Genomic DNA, 19,285 nt, shown 5'->3' on the forward strand with positions numbered 1-19,285 from the left:
CAAGTCCCTTTTATGTTTCTGGTTTTTACACAGAGTATATGAATGTGATTTGTAAAAGGAACAGGGGTATTGTATAAAGCATATTATGAACCGTTCTGAGTCCATACTTCATTCGCTGTCTCGATCACCAGACGAATCTTATCCCACTGTTCTTCTTCGGTTAACATATTGCCTTCTTCAGTCGAAGCGAATCCACACTGCGTGCTTAGACAAAGTTGATTCAGATCTACCACTTGTGCGGCTTCAGCGATTCTAGCTTTGAGCATTTCTTTGCTTTCAAGTCCACCATGTTTGGTAGTAACTAACCCTAGAACAACAAACTGATCTTTAACAAATCGTAACGGCTCAAATCCACCAGAACGTTCGTTATCATATTCTAGAAAAAAAGCATCGACTTGTGCATGTGCAAATAAAGTCTCAGCAATCGGCTCATACCCGCCTGCGGCAAACCATGTGGAACGAAGATTACCCCGACACACATGTAGCGCAATCGTCATGTCTTCTGGACGATGAGCTATACTTTCATTAATTAACCGTACATAATCTTCGGCTAATTGATCAGGATCAAGTCCACGACTACGCAAATGAACACGATGTCTACCACTGCATAGCGTTCCCCATGTGGTATCATCTAGTTGTAAATAGCGACAACCGGCATCATAGAATGCTTGAATTGCTTGTTGATAGACCGCAATAATGTCTGTAAACAGTTCTTCTTGATCCGAATAGACATCATTACCGTTATAGTGTTCTACAAAATGAAATAGCGCTGGTGAAGGAATCGTCATTTTGGCTATACGATCTCCAGACAACTGTTGTAGTTCATGAAAATGAGCTAACATCGGATGATTAGCAAAAGAAATTTTATCTACAATTTGAAAACTTTCTGTGCGTGTTTTGCTATCTTGTCCACCTGTGCCTTGATTGAGATAAATTTTCTGAGTGCCTTGAATACCCAGAAAGAAATCTAGATGCCACCACGAACGATGAAATTCTCCATCTGTAATCACTTGTAGTCCTAACGCTTTTTGCTTTTCTACTAATTGAGCAATTTCTTCATATTCAATCACTGCTAATTGATCAGCTGTAATTTCGCCTTGTTCATATTGCAGACGAGCGTCTTTCAGATCGTCCGGTCTAAGAAAGCTTCCAACGATATCATAGCGAAAAGGAGGCTTATTTCGTTTGGTGCCGATGACTGGATTGAGCATAGAATCCTCCTGTATAAGTGTAATCATAATAAGAATTGATTCAGATCAAGTAAGTTCTGAGAGATCATATCATTCAGTAGTTCGATATATTGAGCGGTAATATCACTAGGTTGTCGATCTTTATGAGCAATCCAACCAATCGTTACCGTTTCATTGGTTTCGACAGGAACAGAGATTAACTGATTTCCATTAAGTTCGGATACTAAAATACCTGTTCCTACAGTATACCCATCTGTGCCCATTAATAGATTAGATAATGTAGCTCGATCGCTCACTTTAATACTTTTCTCATTGCTCCGAATACTAAGCATTTCTTCTGAAAAGTGTAATGAATTGTTAACCCCTTGTTCAAACGTAATATATGGAAAACCTAACAAGTCATCTATTTTCACGGTTTCTTTCTGCGCCAAGGGATGTGTACTGCGAATCAGAATATGAGGACTTGTATTAAACAACGGGGTGAATTTGAGATTTCCGTCACTAAATAGTTTGTTCATCACTTTGAAATTACGTTCATTGATATACAAAATTCCAATATCACTTCGCAGAGAACGAACATCCTCAATAATCGGATATGTCTGTGTTTCTCTTAAATGAAAGCTATATTCGCTGACATCACTTTGCTTCATGAGTTTAACAAAAGCGTCTACAACAAAAGCATAATGTTGTGTGGATACAGAGAAATGAATTTGTGTGCGATTTTTACCATGATAGCGATTCTCGATTAATTCAGTCTGTTCTATAATCTGACGTGCATAACCCAGAAATTCCATTCCATCGATAGAAATACTGATTCCTCGATTGGTACGATCAAAGATAATAATACCTAACTCATTTTCAAGTTCTTTAATCGCATTGGAAAGGCTCGGTTGAGAGATAAAAAGACGTTTGGCTGCTTCATTCATTGAACCGCAGTTAGCGATTTCGATAGCATACCGGAGCTGCTGCAATGTCAACCGTATTCCTCCTTTTCCATCCTTTTCAATATTTATGATAGAGTACTTCTAGTCTGATCCTGTATTTACATCTAATCGTAGCATATATGTTCAACTGTAAAAAATCAAAAGCTTTTGTTATTTCTCTATTGATCCACTGTATGACAAAACAAAAAGCAGTTCTCCTTAATGATCGAAGAACTGCTTATCTATTTTATTCTGATGTAATTTATAACGCCTGATTAATCCGAGTATTTTCTTCTAGATCACGATATAGCTTTCGCTCGATATCTTTTGCTCTCATCGGCTTACCATAATAGTAGCCTTGAATTTGAAAACATCCTAATTGAGATAACAGTTCTACTTGCTCTTCAACTTCTGCTCCTTCTGCTATCACATTCATATTTAACTGTTGAGCCAATTCTATGACTGAACGGACAACAGCAACATTACGTGGATTGGTACCAATATCATGGATCAATGAACGATCGATTTTGATAAATTGAAAAGGAAAGCGTGTAATAGTTCTCATTGAGGAATATCCTGTCCCGAAATCATCAACAGCTAAAGCAATGCCCATATCGACAAGCGATTTACATACTTTTAGAATTTGATCTTCTTCACGAATGGCTTCGCTTTCTGTAAATTCGAGACACAGTAGATGAGCTGGCAACCCGGTTTCTTTGAGAATACATTCTACTTTTTTGGCAAAGTTAGGATCACTTAGTTGACTAGCGGATACATTGACCGACATTTGCAGATCAGTATGTCCTTCTTTGATCCATAATGCCGCTTGCTGAGCAGCTTCTTTCATCACCCATTCTCCAATTTGCCGGATCGCTCCATTTTGTTCGGCTATCGGAATAAAATCTACTGGTGACACAATCCCTAGATCAGGTGAACTCCACCGCAATAAAGCTTCTACGCCAAATACTTGTTGAGTATGGCTATTCACTTGAGGTTGATATACAAGCGAAAATTCTCCACGATGAAGAGCGTTCTCTAATCCTTGTTGTAGCAATAAATGTTTTTCAGCTAATCGTTTCAATTGTTTGGTAAATAAGTGATATTGATTTCGACCTGAGCGTTTGGCGACATACATAGCTGTGTCTGCATGACGTAGTAATGTTTCTGAATCTTCGCCATCATCCGGAGAAATACATATCCCGATACTACAAGAAACTCTATAATATTTTCCTACAATGACCACTTGCTCTTCAAAAGCATGAAGAATCTGATTGGCTATCCCAATAGCAATCTCTTCACCTTCATCAGGAGCCAGTTCAATCATAATCGAAAATTCATCTCCACCCATACGAGCGACAACAGCATGAGCAGGAACATATTGTTGTAACAACTGAGCCACATGTCTTAACAAAATATCTCCAGCTGAATGTCCCATCGTATCATTGATCCATTTGAAATGATCCAGATCAATTTGCATAACAACCACTTTATTACTCTGCTGATTGATATTATCTACAGCCATCCATAATTTACGGTTAAATTGAAAGCGATTAGCTAGTCCTGTAAGTGGATCATTGTAAGCTAGTTCGATTAGTTGAGCTTCATTTAGCTGTTGAGCTGTAATATCACGTACTAATAGATAACAATACAGTTCACCATCAATCTCCAAAAAGTCATTATTCACTTCGACAATGTAAGACATTCCCGTCAAATTGCGGATCTGGACTTGAGAATTCTGTAATATCGTACGATTTTCAAATGCTTTTTTTAAACGATCTCGATAATTATCTTTATCTTCATGCTGGATCATTGCCAAAATATCAATTTCACCTTGAGATTCAGATACCGCTGTTAATAAGCGAAATGCAGGATTAGCTTCGACTGCGATACCATCTCGATTCATCAAAGCAATACCGCTACTCGATAATGTAAATAAAAGCTTATACCGGCGTTCAGCTGCTGCCAGAAAGTTATATTTGTGCATTGCAATATGAAGGGTAATAGCGAGAATCATCCCTGCGTATGCGGGCAAACTTGCGATAGGAAAAAAACTGATCTCGCCACAGAAAGAAGTATACACAAAAGTAACCACTAACCATATGGCTGCCACAATACTTCCTCGAATGATCGTTGCCATCATACGTTTCTCACGTTGATACAATAGTGATCCATTCATCTTGCGGTAACTAAGGACTACAAATGTAATAAGAGTAGTCAAGCTATAAAGAGCAATAATAATAAACATCAGATCAAATGACAACGTACGTTCTTCGACGCGCCAGTATTCACTTTGTGTAATAGAAATATTAAATAAGTAAGGATATCCATTTAGCAAAGGAATACCTATAAGTGGAATACAAGCTAGTAAATGAACAATATATTTAGGAATAAGCAAACGACTCAAATTAGCAAAAAAGTAAATCAGTAAAGTCATTGCTAAAAAAGATAGATTATAGCCTAAAAATGAAAAAATCATTTGTCCATATTGAAACTCTAAAGTATGCATTAAAAAATCACTTAAAAAAATTAATCCCAATGTAAACATAACCAGCATCGTTAGTCGATGCAAAGAATGTTTGGGGTTTCTCAAAATTACGTTTATCGCTAAAGTCGTAAGAAATAAAAAGGGTAAAAACAAGCTCACTAAACTGATCAAAAAAATAAACATAATCGTATCCTCCAACCTAACGTTACTATAACGTTATATCTTAAATATCGAACAATATAGACAAAAAGATTAGGGTTAGAGGCAATTTTCGACATACTTCGATCATATTTATATCTTTTAATCCTTTTTATACCATAAAAGTATTCATATGTATTATATTATTCATTTATTTATGAGTATCCAAAGAAAAAAACTACCTCTAATTTAAAGGTAGCTTTGATCCTATTTCCAAATAATATGGTGCACTGATTTATGATGTATGTGTGCCTGTTGGTCTTACTATAATCTCATTAACATCTACTTCTTTTGGTTGCTGTATTGCATACAAAATAGCGTTAGCAATAGCATGAGCTGGTATGGAGATACGGCGATATTCGATCATCGTTATACGAGCTTGTTCATCCGATATGCTATCAGCCAATTCAGATTCAGTAACCCCTGGAGAAATTAGTGTCACTTGAATATCTCCCCTTGATTCTTGACGCAATCCTTCTGTTATTGCACGTACTGCAAATTTAGTCGCACAATATACTGAGGCGGTTGGACTCACTTCGTAAGCCCCTATAGAAGCTATATTTATAAAATGACCTGATTTTTGTTGTTTCATAACTGGTAAACCGGCTGCAATTCCATGTAACACTCCACGAATATTGACGTCAATCATTCGATTCCATTCTTCTACTTTATAACTATTCAATGGAGACAAGGGCATGACCCCAGCATTATTGATGAATACATCAACTTTTCCGAATTTTTGCTTGGCAAAATCGACGAATGCTTTCATCTGCTCTAATTGTGTTACATCAAGAGTATAATACTCTGCCTGTCCTCCTGCTGCTCTGATTTCTTCGACGACATGTTCTAAGCGATCTGTACGTCGTGCTCCTAATACTACATAAGCTCCTGCTTCAGATAATACCCGTGCAGTGGCTTCTCCAATGCCACTACTAGCTCCTGTAATCAGTACAACTTTTTTTGAAATCATATTCATTTTTATCATCCTCCCTCATTCTTGAACCTAGTGTATAATAGGAGAACTCTGTTAAATAGATGAGCATTTATACTAGGATTTTTTATCCTAGTCTATTCATATTGAATATATGTATAAAATAATTTATAGGAGGTTACTATGCTAGAATTAGATCGTCAATTGGAATTAGGAGCTTTTCTCAAAAATCGTCGTGCTCGGATATTGCCTGCACATGTAGGATTACCTGAAAATGGACGTAGACGTACCTCTGGGTTACGTCGTGCTGAAGTAGCTATGCTGGCTGGAGTAAGTATCGATTGGTATACCTATCTTGAGCAAGGAAGAGATATTCAAGTTTCTAATCAAGTCTTAGAAAGTATTGCTCGTGTTCTTCAATTAGATGATTCTGAACGTAAGCATCTCTTTTTGTTAGCTCATCGTCAATTACCACCGGAGACTGAACGCCCTCCTTTGCAAGTGAGTGATACGTTGCAACGTTTTCTAGATCAATTAGGTCATGCTCCTGCTTGTGCTATAGATGCGAAGTTAAATATCGTAGCCTGGAATAGAGCCTTCTCAGTTGTGTATGGCGATTATGATCATTTCAATACACGAGAACGTAATTTATTATGGCAAACTTTTATGTCTCCTGCATTTTTGGCTTTAAAAGGATCTCAGTGGAAAGATCATGCTCTTCGCCTTGTTGCTCAGCTTCGTGCACACTATGCCCGTTTTATCGAAGATAATTGGTATGCTGATTTTATTCTTGATCTTCAACAGCACAGTATAGAATTTCAACAATTATGGGAATTGCATGAGGTTTTGGATGCTCCTGAAGGACGTAAACTGATACATCATCCTGTAGTCAAAGAATTAGCATTTGAACATATTTCATTTCAATCTATAGATGTTCCAGATGTACAAATTTTAGTAAATATAGCGTTACCCGAATACGATACAGCTCAAAAATTAGCGCTATTACTGAATCAGAAGTAGTTAAACACTACTTTTATTCAGTAATAGCCGTATTATTTTGTATTTGTATCTATTATAGAGATGTGTTATTCATTTTTTCTGGTTGAGCGTCGAATTTTTCTTGATTTTGCGTATGATGCGAGTAAATTTGGTTTTACTATTATGAATTTTTCATATGTTGAAATTATATTTATAGTCGTTGGCATATCGTTGGTGATCGAAAAAAATGATTATCTATTAGAATTGCTCCCTTTTTCTAACAAAAACAAAAAACCACTGAAAATAGCTAAATATGAGCTATTTTCAGTGGTTTATCATTTAATTATTCTATTTTCTAGCAATTACATGCTATTATTCTTCTTTTCTTGTTCTCTTAGTTCAATTCTGCGAATTTTGCCAGAACTGGTTTTCGGTAGATCGCTCACAAATTCGATTTTACGTGGATATTTATAAGGGGCTGTCCACTCTTTGACGTGAGTTTGTAGCTCTTTGATTAATTCATGCGTCTCTTCGACTCCATCTTGTAGCACGATAAATGCTTTAACTACATGACCACGAACTTCATCAGGACTGGCGACTGCTGCACATTCTTTCACTGCTTTGTGCTTCATCAAAGCTTCTTCTACTTCAAAAGGCCCTATCGTATAACCGGAACTGATAATAATATCGTCGCCACGACCTTCAAACCAGAAATATCCGTCTTCGTCTTTCCAAGCACGATCGCCAGTTACAAAATAATCGCCATGAACGTTGACCTGTTTACGTTCTGGATTAAGGTAATACGTCTGGAACAAGGCAGGCATATCCATTCGTACAGCGATATCTCCTACTTGTCCAGCTTTTACAGGTACACCTTCTTCGTCTACTACTTCTACTAATCCTGGTGACATCGATTTACCCATAGAACCTAAGCGAATTTCGGTATCGATCAAGTTCCCGATCAACAAGGTACTTTCAGTCTGTCCATAACCATCACGAATCGTGATATCGAAATGTCGCTTAAAGGTATGAATGACTTCTTGGTTAAGCGGTTCGCCCGCAGAAACAGCACTACGCAAGTTAGGTAATTTATGTTCATGTAACCCTTCGATTTTGGCCATAATCCGATACTCTGTCGGTGTACAGCAAAGCACTTGGATATTGTAATCATGAAGCAAGTGCAAGTAACGTTTGGGATGAAATGTTCCATTATAGACAAATCCAGTCGCTCCATTACCTAGAACCGATAAGAAAGGACTCCAGATCCACTTCTGCCAGCCCGGTGCCGCTGTTGCCCATACACTATCGGTATCACGAATATCAAGCCATGGTGAAGTAATACGAAGGTGAGCATATGCCCAACCATGAGTATGCACTACGCCTTTAGGATTACCTGTTGTGCCTGAAGTATACGCTAGAATCGCCATATCATCACGGCGAGTATCTGTAGCTGTAAATTCTTCAGATTGTCCATTCATCAGTTCATCCAGTCCAACCCATTGATCTGACAAGGCAATCTCTTCATTAGATACAGCAATACGATGCTTCCAAGAAGGTAACTCGTCTTCAATTTTGTCGACTTCATTCATCACATCAGACCATGCAATCACTGCTTTGGCTTGAGAATGATCCAGACGATACGCTAAGTCTTTAGCGCGTAGCATCTCTGAAGAAGGGATAATCACTAATCCGCTTTTTAGACAAGCCAGATAAATGACATAAGCAATAATCTGTCTTGGTACCATGACCAATACACGATCTCCTTTTTCCAACCCTAACTTAACTAATCCATTTGCCAAACGATTTGCCTTTTTCAACAAATCACCATAAGTGATCTCAGCATAATCATCATGCTCATTTAACCATTTCAAAGCAATCTTATTAGCATCATGACGTTCCATTTCTGACGTCAGGTTATATTGTTCGGGTGCAATCCATTTTTGATAATCCAAATGAGTAATCTCCTTTATTCAACCATAATATAAGTGTTCCCACTTCTGAATAGTATATCACGTCTTAAGACCAGGTTCTAATATCAAAAGTCATAATTCTATCTATACTAACAGAAAAGATCCAATTTGACATATCGGTATTATTCGATATAATAGCTTTTATGACAGAAATCGATATCTTTAAAGCTCTTTCTAATGAGACACGTCTAAATATATTGAAATGGTTGAAAGAACCTGAGAAGAACTTTCCCCAACAACAAGCACACTTGCCTAAGGAGGTCAGTATCAAAGGTGGCGTATGTGTAGGCGATATTCATGATAAGGTGAATTTATCTCAGTCAACAGTTTCACATTATTTATCTATTATGCAAAAGGCAGGTCTTCTAGAAGCAGTGCGTTATGGGCAGTGGACTTATTATCGTCGTAATGAAGACACAATTAAGAAAATAGCTAAGTTCTTAGATGAAGACATTTGAACAAAGCTAGTTTCTTTTTTTGAATGTATATCGATTATTCGAGATATTTATATAAAAGGAGTGAATAATGTGCGTAAAGTACTGATTTATCTAGCGGCAATTATCGCTGGTATGTCTCTAAGTATCGAAGCTGCGATCGGCGGTGCGCTAGGTGAACACGTAGGTGAATTAGAAAGTACGTATTACATTTTTATTATCGGAGCTATGGCTACTTTTCTAGTGACTTTATTTTTTGGTAAAGGTAACTTGGGTGCTATCTTTACAGTACCGAAATGGAATCTTCTTGGTGGTCTGCTAGGTGTTGTATATCTTGCTCTACTCGTTATTAGTGTAACGTTAATCGGTGTAGGCATATCGATCACAGCCGTTATTATTGGACAGATTGTGATCAGTATTATTATTGAGCACTTTGGACTGCTTGGTTCTCCCAAAATCAAATTTAATGTCAATCGATTGGTAGCTGTTGTTTTGCTTACTGTGTCGTTTTTCTTAGTCTTATAGGAGGTCAACTTTATGAATATAGTGATGTTAATTCTTCCTTTACTAGCAGGTATCGGATTAGGTATTCAATCAGCTATCAATGGTACACTCGGCAATAAGATCGGAACGATAGAAAGTGCTTTTTTCACTTTTTTCACAGGAGCGATTTTCTTAACGATTATTGTCAATTTCTTTGGACAAGGTAATATTTTGAATATCCATGAAGTTCCCAAATGGCAGTTATTATGTGCAATCTTTGGAGTCATTTATCTGTCATTGATGGTGTTGGCTGTTCCTAAGATCGGTGTTACGGCTGCTGTTATCTCGGTTATTGTTGGTCAATTAATCGCTAGTATGGCTATTGATCATTTTGGATGGTTTGAAAGTGCAACGATTCACTTTGGTATTAAGCGTCTAATCGGAGTAGTATTAATGCTTATCGCTTTGTTCTTTGTTTTCCGTGAGAAAACGTCGACTAAGACGACTGCATCATAAGTCATTGATTTGTACTCATGAATAGACCGTATATATGATTAGCCTGCTCTACGGCATAATCTGTATGATTGCATATAGCTTTCAATAGAAAAGACCCTACGCTCTGTATACCACAGAACTTAGGGTTTTCTTTTTAGAAATGATTTGGATATTTATTGTCCTTACCTTTCAACTCAAATCTTCACCATTACTAGCAATCACTTTTTTGTACCAATCAAAACTTTTCTTTTTAAAACGCTTCAGTGTACCTTGTCCTTCATTATCTTGATCAACATAGATAAATCCATAACGTTTAGACATTTCAGAGGTAGAAGCACTGATAATATCAATAGCTCCCCAGCTGGTGTAACCCATCACATCTACTCCATCTTGAATAGCTTCTTTCAATTGCCCTAGATGCTGTCTGAAATATTCAATTCGGTAATCGTCGATAATCGTACCATCTGCTTCAAGTACATCTGATGCGCCAAGACCATTTTCTACTACAAATAAAGGCACTTGATAACGATCGTACATTTCTTTGAGCGCATAACGTAAACCTTCAGGGTCTAATTGCCATCCCCACTCGGTTACTTCTAGATATGGATTTTTGACAGTGCTGAATAGATTCCCACCGGTCACTCCATAGTCTTCTGGTGTTACAGTAGAAATCAGTGTCATGTAATAACTAAATGAGATAAAGTCTACCGTATATTTTTTCAAAATAGCTTCGTCTTCTGCTTCCGTCTGAATCTGAATATCGTTTTCAGCGAAAAAGCGTTTGGTAATCGGTGGGTAGCTTCCTCGTACCTGTACATCTGTATACATCAGATTCATTTGATTATCGAATTGACACTGTATCATATCGGCTGGCTTGGAAGTCGCAGGGTAATGTAGCATCCGTGCTAACATACAACCGATTTGAAATTCAGGATTAATTTCTTTCGCACGCTTTGTTACCAGACTACTGGCTATAAATTGATGATGCAATGCTTGGTACGCTGCTTGTTGCGAGTTCTCTTCTCGATCAGTAATAATTCCTGCTCCTGTAAAAGGTTCGATAATGGTCGTATTAATCTCGTTAAACGTAAGCCAGTATTTCACCAGATCTTTATAACGAGTCATCACCGTTTCTGCATAACGTTCAAAGAATCCAATTACTGCGCGATTTTTCCAACTACCATATTTGAGTACCAGATTCATCGGCATTTCATAATGAGAAAGAGTCACTAAAGGCTCGATATTGTATTTACGTAATTCGTTGAACAAATCTTCATAATGCTGTAGCCCTTGCTCATTAGGCTGTGCATCATCTCCATTTGGGAAAATACGTGTCCATGCAATCGATAAACGAAATACTTTAAAGCCCATTTCAGCAAATAATGCAATATCTTCTTTGTAATGATGATAAAAGTCGATCCCGTAACGCTTCGGATATCCTTTGGCTGATGGATCTTGCAATGCTTTCTCTATCGACTCACTAGAACGATGCATTAAGGAAGCAATATCACTGTAATTTTTCGTTTTGGTATACGATACCATATCCGCTGTCGATAGCCCTTTACCATCAACGTTAAAAGCTCCTTCTGCTTGATTCGCTGCAATCGCTCCGCCCCACAAAAAATCCTTTGGAAAAACGTGTTCTGTTGTCATATAAGTAGCTCCTTTATATTAAAATGTTTGTCATTTTAGAATGAAATGTTAGATCGTGATTCATTATAGATTTAGCTGTAATACTGGTTGATTGATCTGAATATTGCCTTTTTGAATCGGTTCAATCTGTTGATAATCATTGGTATTCGTCACAACCATCGCTGTCGTAATATCATATTGTTCAGCGATTTTATCCAATTCAAATGTCAGCAATAGATCACCTGTATTTACTTGATCGCCTGTCTTCACATGAGCTTCAAAGAACTCTCCGCGCAATTTGACAGTATTGATTCCTACATGGATAAGGATCTCTGCTCCATGCTCACTACGTATCACCATCGCATGTTTGGTTTTGAATACATTCAGTACTGTGCCTGTCACTGGCGATGCCAAAATACCTTCAGAAGGTACAAAAGCAATCCCTTTACCCATCATTTCATCTGCAAATGTAGGATCGTTCACTTCTTGCAACGCAATCGCTTGTCCATTCATCGGAGACATGATCTGTTCAGATGCTAAAGTAACAGGTGTAGAAGTAGCGATACTGTCCGATTCTACGGGTGCAGAAGGAACAACTTCTTGTTCTGCTGGATGCACTCCGTTTTCTTTGATACCTAGAATGTAAGAGACAATCACTGCGACGATAAAAGCGACTGCCATACTGAGTAAAGAGTACACGAATGTAGGCCCTATCAAAGCAGGCAATCCTGGAATACCACCATTACCCGCCAGTACATAAGCATTCGCTCCAAATCCTAAAGCAATTGCTCCCCCTGCCGCACTACCGATCAGTCCTGCTAGAAATGGCTTTTTATACGTAATATTGACACCATAAATCGCTGGTTCAGTTACACCCATTAGCGCTGTTAATCCTGTAGACAATGCTAATGATTTTAACTTTTTATCTTTTGCCCGGAAAAACACACCGAATGTAGCTCCTGCTTGTCCCATATTAGCGATATAAGTAATCGGCAAAAATTTATCCACACCAAACTTCGCTAAATTACTGATAATGACAGGCACAAGCGCATAATGCATACCAGTCATCACTAATAACGACATTGTTCCACCGATAAGTATACCTGCAAAGATTCCGCCTTTAGCGATCAACCAGTTGATCACACCAGACAATCCATCACCGATAAACGTACCTAAAGGTCCAATCAAAATAAGAGTAATCGGCACAACGACCAATAATGTAATCAGCGGTACAAATAGCAATTTAAGTGAAGAAGGCATATACCGATCTACATACTTTTCCACATAAGACATTAGCCAGATCGATAATAAAATAGGAATAACTGATGAAGCATAACTTACGGCTGTAACAGGAATCCCGATAAAGCTTACTCCATTACCAGACGACAATAACGCTCCCATATCTGGATATAACAATGATGCTCCAACCGCTACAGCGACATAAGGATTTGCTCCAAATTTACGAGCAGCACTTACAGCTAGTAGTATTGGTAAGAAGTAAAATACTCCATCACCAATCGCTGAAATAATGCGGTACGTATCGGTACCTGCGGACATCCATCCTAGAGATACCAGTAAAGCGATTAATCCTTTAAGTAAACCAGCTCCAGCAATCGCTGGCAAAATCGGTGCAAACACACCAGAAATCACATCAAAAATACTGGAAATTACATTTTTCTTTTTGGATGAAGAAGGTGTACTGTCTTCTTTTGAAGTGGTTTTCTCACTATTTTGTAACGCCGGATACTGTTCTACGAGACTGTCGAATACTTTAGGAACATCGTTACCGACAATCACTTGAAATTGATCTCCTGATATATTGATGCCCATTACTTTATCTATTGATTTCAAAGCGTTTGAATTGACTTTACTGTTGTCTTTCAGATCGAATCGTAGACGTGTAATACAGTGAAACACCGAATTAATATTGTCTGTTCCTCCTACAGCTTCGACGATTTGTTTGGCTGTTTGTGAATGGCTCATATGCTCATCTTCTCCTATACCCCTATATTGGTGTGATTTTGCCAATAAAAAAACCTGAACGAACAGACGTATCCTAGATAGGTCTAATCATTCAGGTATTGCCTGCCAGAGCAGTAACAAGCCTTGGTTATTTTATTGTACCGGTTTATTTTTGACCAAACGCTCTACATGTAAGGTAAGATACAATTGTTCAGAGTGGGTCATCGTATAACCGTAATTTTTCAGAATAAACGTTTTGATTTTGCGAATACAGTTAAAACTTTCTTGATAATTCTTTTTCACGACATCATACAGATACTCTTCTGCATCATCATAGCTAGCATGGGTAATCACCCGCTGACAGAAGTACTTGAGATGCGTAATAAAGCGGAAATAACTAATACTGTCTTCATCATATTCGATATTGAAATGATACTTAATAATATTCATAATCTCCTGAAGCAACTGCATCAAGTGAGTCACATCATTCATCGAATCGTTCACTTCGGCATTGATAAAATGCAAAGCAATATTGCAAATCTCTTCTTTGGGAAATGCTATATTCAATCGTTCTTTGAGCAATGTCAACGCTTCTTTGGCGACATCGTATTCTGCTTTGTAGAAGTGTTGTACTTCCCATGATAGCGGATTACGAACAATCATATTTTGCTGAATACGTTCTGTTGCAAAATGAATATGATCGGATAAAGAGACATAAATGCCATCACTGATCGTTTTATTTAACTGTGTACGTGCCAGACTGACAATATCATCAGTCACTTGCAAAATTTCAATCGGAACCTGCATCACAGTTGCTTTGAATTTCTCATAAATCGTTGCATCTTGTAAGCGAAATATCTTCTCAATCTGATTCTCATGGATCGAGTCGCCTACATGAGAATTAAATCCAATACCCCGGCCGAGGATAAGTAATTCTTGATGATTATCATCCAGTGTACTCACAATATTGTTGTTAAAAATTTGCTTAATGATCATATTCAGTCACCTACTTCTTCGACTATCTTTCATATGAAAACACGAAAAAGGGCAAAACAACAAAAGGAATACAAAACTGTATCCTCATGTGGTTTTGCCCGCATTACCGGTAACAAGCCTTGCCTTTACGTTATCATGATCTGAAAACGGTGTCAATCCCTATTCATGCTTGTAGTTATGATACACGGCTATGAATAGCATTCTCTGGTGAAAGCGGACGGCTGTAATAAAATCCTTGTACATTATAGCATTTCCATTCTCGCAGTAATGCCACTTGTTCTTCCGTTTCTACACCTTCAGCAATAATTTTCAAACCTAACTGCTTCGCCATCGAAATAATCATTTCAGCAATTGCACGACTGTCTTTATCGATAGTAATTTTACGAATAAAGGAACGATCAATTTTGAGACAACCAATCGGCAAATTATGCAAATAACTAAGTGAGCTATATCCTGTACCAAAGTCGTCCATCGATACCGATATACCGGACTCCTTCAATTTACCCAGAATATCGATTACATGATCTTCATTATGCATCATAGCACTCTCAGTAATTTCAATTTCTAACAAAGTCGGATCAAAATCGAGTTCTTTTAACGTTCTAATAATGGTCTCGTAAATATCTGGTTTCATTAAATGGATAGGTGATACATTAACAGCGATCGGTACCGCATCATACCCTTCACACTGCCACTGTTTGCTTTGCAAACAAGCTGTACGTAACACCCACTGTTCTAACGCAATAATCATCCCTGACTTTTCTGCTAAAGGTATAAAAGAAAGCGGTGGAATCTCACCTAGAATCGGATGATACCAACGAATCAATGCTTCATACCCTATAATCAATCCAGTACGGATATCGAACTTCGGTTGATAAACTAATTTTAATTGATTATTATCAATCGCTTGCTCTAGATCATTTTCAAGCATAATCTGTTCCAGACTGCTCTGATCGGATACAGCATCATAAAACTGATATTGAGAGCTACCATTTTCTTTGGCTGTATACATCGCTGTATCAGCACGTTGTGTCAATACACCTGCGGATGCTCCATCTTCAGGGAAACGAGCAATACCGATCGATGCTGATAATTTAACCGCATGTTTTTCGATATGAAAAGGTTGAACAAATCGATCAATCACTTTGCTTGCGATCGCTTTGATTTCTTCAATATCAGATAATCCCGGTACAATAACGGTGAACTCATCTCCACCCATCCGAGCTACAAAGCTATTTTTAGGTAAGCAGCTTTTGAGCACCAGACCGGAATGACGAATGACTGCATCTCCAAAAGCATGACCAAACAAATCATTAATACGTTTAAAGCGATCTAAATCAATAAAAAATAACGTAAATGGTGAATGATGATTATCGACCATCGTATACATGGATAGTCTAGTTTCAAAAGAACGCCGATTCGCCAGCCCTGTCAATTCATCATGGTAAGCAAGGTGACGGATCGTTTCTTGATCTCTTTTGCGCTTAGTAATATTTTTGGCAATGGTATAAGCACCAGCAATTTTGCCATGGACAAAAATAGGAATAGACGTTAATGCAATTGATAATATGCGACCTTGCTCAGAACGTAATTCTAGATCAATCGTACTGGAATGTCCGCTTAATACTAATTCAAGGTGATCTTGAGCCAGAGTTTTCTGTTCCCCTTCTAATAGATCTGTAGCACGTACTCCAATTAAAGGCTTGCCTATTTCTTTAGACATTTTCTCTGCTCTACGATTGATGCCTGTAATCACACCATGAATATCAAATTCGATAACACTATCCGGGTTCTGCTCATACAATGAGCTGTAGTATTGCTCCCGTTGTATCATTTCACGATTTTCTTTCTGCTCACGTACAAAAATAAAACTATCAGGTATAGCATATAGACTGGTCGCTACAAAAATCATGAAGATATAAGGAATAAGGTACGATTTATCAGTCAATCCCATTTGTTCAAAAGATAATACGGAATATGCACAAATTAAAGGTATTCCTGCAAGCCCTATACCTGAAGTAACGATTCCAAAAATCATTGTAGGTGAACGTAGACCATGTTCCCGATTACGACTAGATAATGAAAATAAGCGCATAACCGCCAAGCAAATAGAAATAGCTATCGGAATCGTCATCCAAATCAATTCAGGATTCCACATTAAAAACCCTCGAAATAGATACAATGTATTGGCATAATCAAAAACTAAAATAGTAACAGCAACAATCATACTGGTCATAAAAAATTGCATGGATCCGCGCCATGAAGAAAATGCATACCGTGAAGCAGCATAGACTGCTCCATAACAACCCAAAATCGTAAATATAAGATGTAATCCATAATATTTCATCGTAATCGGTACATTCATTGATATAGGGATCAAAATATGAGACGTACTAAAAGCCAGTGCGCCAATAAGAGCAATTATTCGCTGTCTTTTTTTCATATTTTGATTACGCAACGAAGAGCTAGACCACGAAGAGCTAGACCACGAAGAGCCAATAACTATGACAGCACAACCTACCATAGAAGCTAAAGCGGCTATACACACATATAACCAGTGGACGGGTATCGTCGTTTCCAAAATCGTATTCATTTTTCTGCCTCTTTCGTTACGTTTCTATGCTTCTATCCCTCATTAGTTCTTCAGACTAATTAATATGAGTCTTTTATCATATAAATTTAAACCAAAAGTAAAGACTTTAAACTCATTTTACATAAAAATTGTTAATAAAGTATGAAAAAATTTTATTTTTCGCTAATTTTCGCATAAAATTTTAAGCTTTTTTCGTTTTATTTTATTTTAAAGCTGAAAAGTAAATCAAAAGTCCTAATTTCTAACATAAAAAAAAGTAGATCAATATAAAATTGACCTACCTTTGTAAATGCTATATTTACTTAAAATGATGATGTTATGGTTTGTAAAATCCCTTCCCGTGGAGTCACTCCGAATGCATGTGCCAGATCCGCTAGTTGTTGATCGGTAATTTTTTGACGAATCGAATGATTTGCGATAAGCATATAAATTTGAGCAGCTTTTTCAATCGTTTCAATCAGTCCAAAAGCTTCGTCGATCGAGTGCCCTGTGCCAAATATCCCGTGATGCGGCCATAATACAGCATGGTGATCCCTCATCTTCTGTGCTGTAGCTTGCCCGATCTCATTCGAGCCTGGAACCATCCATGGAATCACACCTATGCCATCTGGAAAAACAACAATACATTCAGTACACATTTCCCATAACGTTCTGGTGAACTGATTTTCATCCAGATTATGAACAAAACTCATTGCAATCACATTGGTTGCGTGATTGTGTATCACAACCCGGTGCTTAGGATCTACTTTTAACCGTTCAATATGACTCATAAAATGCGAAGGTAATTCGCTGGTAGGTACAGCACCATTTTTGAAACCCCATAATACTTCTAATTGCTCTCCATTAGCCGATACACGTAAAAGCCCCAAATTGGCTTCAGGATCATCAATCACATTTTTAAAGTATTTGCCTGATCCAGTTACGATAAAGTACTTACCTGCTAATTCGTGTACAGCAAATGCAGGTTGAATCGTATATTTCACTTGCTGAATATCTATATACTGCTCTACTTCTGCTTCATCCAATATACAACTTACATTTCCACCATTACGTTCATCCCAACCGAATTTCCACATATTATAGGTCGTCTCTGCCATTTCACGTACAAAAGGAATATCAATCCCTACCCTTGCCTGCTGTTGAGAAACTGTCACTGTGTTCATGTTACATCGCTCCTATTCAATATGGTTAGGATGATACATAAAGTAAAATGATGATTTAAACACTTCAAATTCATACTTTGTGAAAATTAGAACTAACTTATAAATTAATATTAGCTCTAGCCTTAAATAAAGTCAACATAAAAAGACATAAATAAACAATAATAAAGATTAATACCCTTATTTAATGTTTGTTTATGTCTTTTTTACGATTCTATTTAGTTATCATATAGGATATGGCTTGATAAGATCATATCCATATTTTTGACGATTTATAGCTTCTTGTACTTGCTTGGCTAATGCTTGTTCTCCTAGTGCTTGAGCATGTTGAGGGCGAACAACACATACACCATCATCATCGCCTAGTACGATATCGCCGGGATGTACAATAACACTACCTACACTGATAGGCGTATTCACTTCGCCTTCCAGCTCTAAGCTACGCGTTGTTAATGCGCTAGTTCCTAATGCAAATACTGGAAAGTTGAGTTCTCGCACTACTTTAATATCGGTAGCACAACCTGAGATAACTACGCCTGCTACTCCTTTTTTCATCGCTACATATGTACGAAATTCTCCCCAACAGGCTCGAAAATCATCTCCTGACATATCGACTACGATTACATCACCAGGCATTACGTGTTGTAGTGCATGCCTTATCGCCGTGGAATCCAGATGAGGAATACGTACAGTAACGGCATTACCTAACATTCGAATTGGGCGAAAAAGAGGCTGTATTCCTCGTAAAAAGCCAAAGTCGGTTAAATGTCCCAGTGTAGAAGGTTGAAGCTGTTTATAAAGTGTTTGTAACTCTTCAGTGAAGCCTTGTACTCGTGGCTCGATACGTATCATACC

Annotated in this window: 15 protein-coding genes; 4 read left to right on the forward strand and 11 right to left on the reverse strand. The window is 37.7% G+C overall.

The features are described 5' to 3' along the window. Nucleotides 1-83 precede the first annotated feature (83 nt). The 4 genes from PTI45_RS10905 to PTI45_RS10920 form a co-directional block, all read right to left on the reverse strand. A complete protein-coding gene (locus PTI45_RS10905; RefSeq protein WP_069327607.1) occupies nucleotides 84-1,211 on the reverse strand; it encodes a 5-methyltetrahydropteroyltriglutamate--homocysteine S-methyltransferase in 1,128 nt (375 codons plus the stop codon). Nucleotides 1,212-1,234: 23 nt separating this feature from the next. After that, nucleotides 1,235-2,167, reverse strand: a complete 933-nt coding sequence (locus tag PTI45_RS10910) for a LysR family transcriptional regulator (protein ID WP_069327608.1) — start codon at nucleotides 2,165-2,167, stop codon at nucleotides 1,235-1,237. Between the two features lie 208 nt (nucleotides 2,168-2,375). After that, nucleotides 2,376-4,547: a putative bifunctional diguanylate cyclase/phosphodiesterase gene (locus PTI45_RS10915; RefSeq protein ID WP_175425168.1), complete on the reverse strand. Its 2,172-nt coding sequence runs from the start codon at nucleotides 4,545-4,547 to the stop codon at nucleotides 2,376-2,378. Nucleotides 4,548-5,031: 484 nt separating this feature from the next. Next, a complete protein-coding gene (locus PTI45_RS10920; protein WP_069327610.1) occupies nucleotides 5,032-5,772 on the reverse strand; it encodes an SDR family oxidoreductase in 741 nt (246 codons plus the stop codon). Nucleotides 5,773-5,910: 138 nt separating this feature from the next. On the opposite strand from PTI45_RS10920, the gene PTI45_RS10925 reads away from it, so the two are divergent. Further along, entirely contained in the window at nucleotides 5,911-6,747 is an 837-nt protein-coding gene (locus PTI45_RS10925) for a helix-turn-helix transcriptional regulator (protein ID WP_069327611.1), read from the forward strand. 320 nt (nucleotides 6,748-7,067) lie between these two features. On the opposite strand, the gene PTI45_RS10930 is transcribed toward PTI45_RS10925, so the two are convergent. Beyond that, nucleotides 7,068-8,606 (reverse strand): acetate--CoA ligase, encoded by a 1,539-nt coding sequence (locus PTI45_RS10930; RefSeq protein ID WP_069327645.1) that lies wholly within the window; start codon nucleotides 8,604-8,606, stop codon nucleotides 7,068-7,070. 212 nt (nucleotides 8,607-8,818) lie between these two features. Between PTI45_RS10930 and PTI45_RS10935 the strand changes: the two genes are divergently transcribed. From PTI45_RS10935 to PTI45_RS10945, 3 genes are all read left to right on the forward strand, one after another. Beyond that, the gene (locus tag PTI45_RS10935) at nucleotides 8,819-9,133 is read left to right on the forward strand and encodes an ArsR/SmtB family transcription factor (protein ID WP_069327612.1); all 315 of its coding nucleotides are present in this window, start codon (nucleotides 8,819-8,821) and stop codon (nucleotides 9,131-9,133) included. 69 nt (nucleotides 9,134-9,202) lie between these two features. After that, on the forward strand, nucleotides 9,203-9,634 hold the full coding sequence (locus PTI45_RS10940; RefSeq protein WP_083243468.1) for a DMT family transporter: 432 nt from the start codon (nucleotides 9,203-9,205) through the stop codon (nucleotides 9,632-9,634). Between the two features lie 12 nt (nucleotides 9,635-9,646). After that, nucleotides 9,647-10,108 (forward strand): DMT family transporter, encoded by a 462-nt coding sequence (locus PTI45_RS10945; protein ID WP_069327613.1) that lies wholly within the window; start codon nucleotides 9,647-9,649, stop codon nucleotides 10,106-10,108. A 168-nt stretch (nucleotides 10,109-10,276) separates the two neighbouring features. On the opposite strand, the gene PTI45_RS10950 is transcribed toward PTI45_RS10945, so the two are convergent. The 6 genes from PTI45_RS10950 to PTI45_RS10975 all read right to left on the reverse strand — a co-directional run bounded on the left by PTI45_RS10950 (nucleotide 10,277) and on the right by PTI45_RS10975 (nucleotide 19,282). Continuing rightward, entirely contained in the window at nucleotides 10,277-11,740 is a 1,464-nt protein-coding gene (locus PTI45_RS10950; RefSeq protein ID WP_069327614.1) for a glycoside hydrolase family 1 protein, read from the reverse strand. Nucleotides 11,741-11,803: 63 nt separating this feature from the next. After that, nucleotides 11,804-13,702, reverse strand: coding sequence for a beta-glucoside-specific PTS transporter subunit IIABC (locus tag PTI45_RS10955; protein ID WP_069327615.1), 1,899 nt, complete (start codon nucleotides 13,700-13,702; stop codon nucleotides 11,804-11,806). 132 nt (nucleotides 13,703-13,834) lie between these two features. Further along, the gene (gene licT, locus PTI45_RS10960) at nucleotides 13,835-14,677 is read right to left on the reverse strand and encodes a BglG family transcription antiterminator LicT (RefSeq protein ID WP_069327616.1); all 843 of its coding nucleotides are present in this window, start codon (nucleotides 14,675-14,677) and stop codon (nucleotides 13,835-13,837) included. Between the two features lie 175 nt (nucleotides 14,678-14,852). Further along, complete coding sequence (locus tag PTI45_RS10965; RefSeq protein WP_069327617.1) at nucleotides 14,853-17,270, reverse strand: bifunctional diguanylate cyclase/phosphodiesterase; 2,418 nt, start codon at nucleotides 17,268-17,270, stop codon at nucleotides 14,853-14,855. 302 nt (nucleotides 17,271-17,572) lie between these two features. Continuing rightward, nucleotides 17,573-18,433: a rhamnulose-1-phosphate aldolase gene (gene rhaD / locus PTI45_RS10970; RefSeq protein ID WP_069327618.1), complete on the reverse strand. Its 861-nt coding sequence runs from the start codon at nucleotides 18,431-18,433 to the stop codon at nucleotides 17,573-17,575. A 222-nt stretch (nucleotides 18,434-18,655) separates the two neighbouring features. Then, nucleotides 18,656-19,282 carry an RraA family protein gene (locus tag PTI45_RS10975; protein ID WP_069327619.1) on the reverse strand — a complete coding sequence of 209 codons (627 nt, stop codon included), beginning with the start codon at nucleotides 19,280-19,282 and terminating at the stop codon, nucleotides 18,656-18,658. Nucleotides 19,283-19,285: the final 3 nt, after the last annotated feature.

The sequence above is a fragment of the Paenibacillus nuruki genome (assembly GCF_001721045.1).
Taxonomy (GTDB): Bacteria; Bacillota; Bacilli; order Paenibacillales; family Paenibacillaceae; genus Saccharibacillus; species Saccharibacillus nuruki.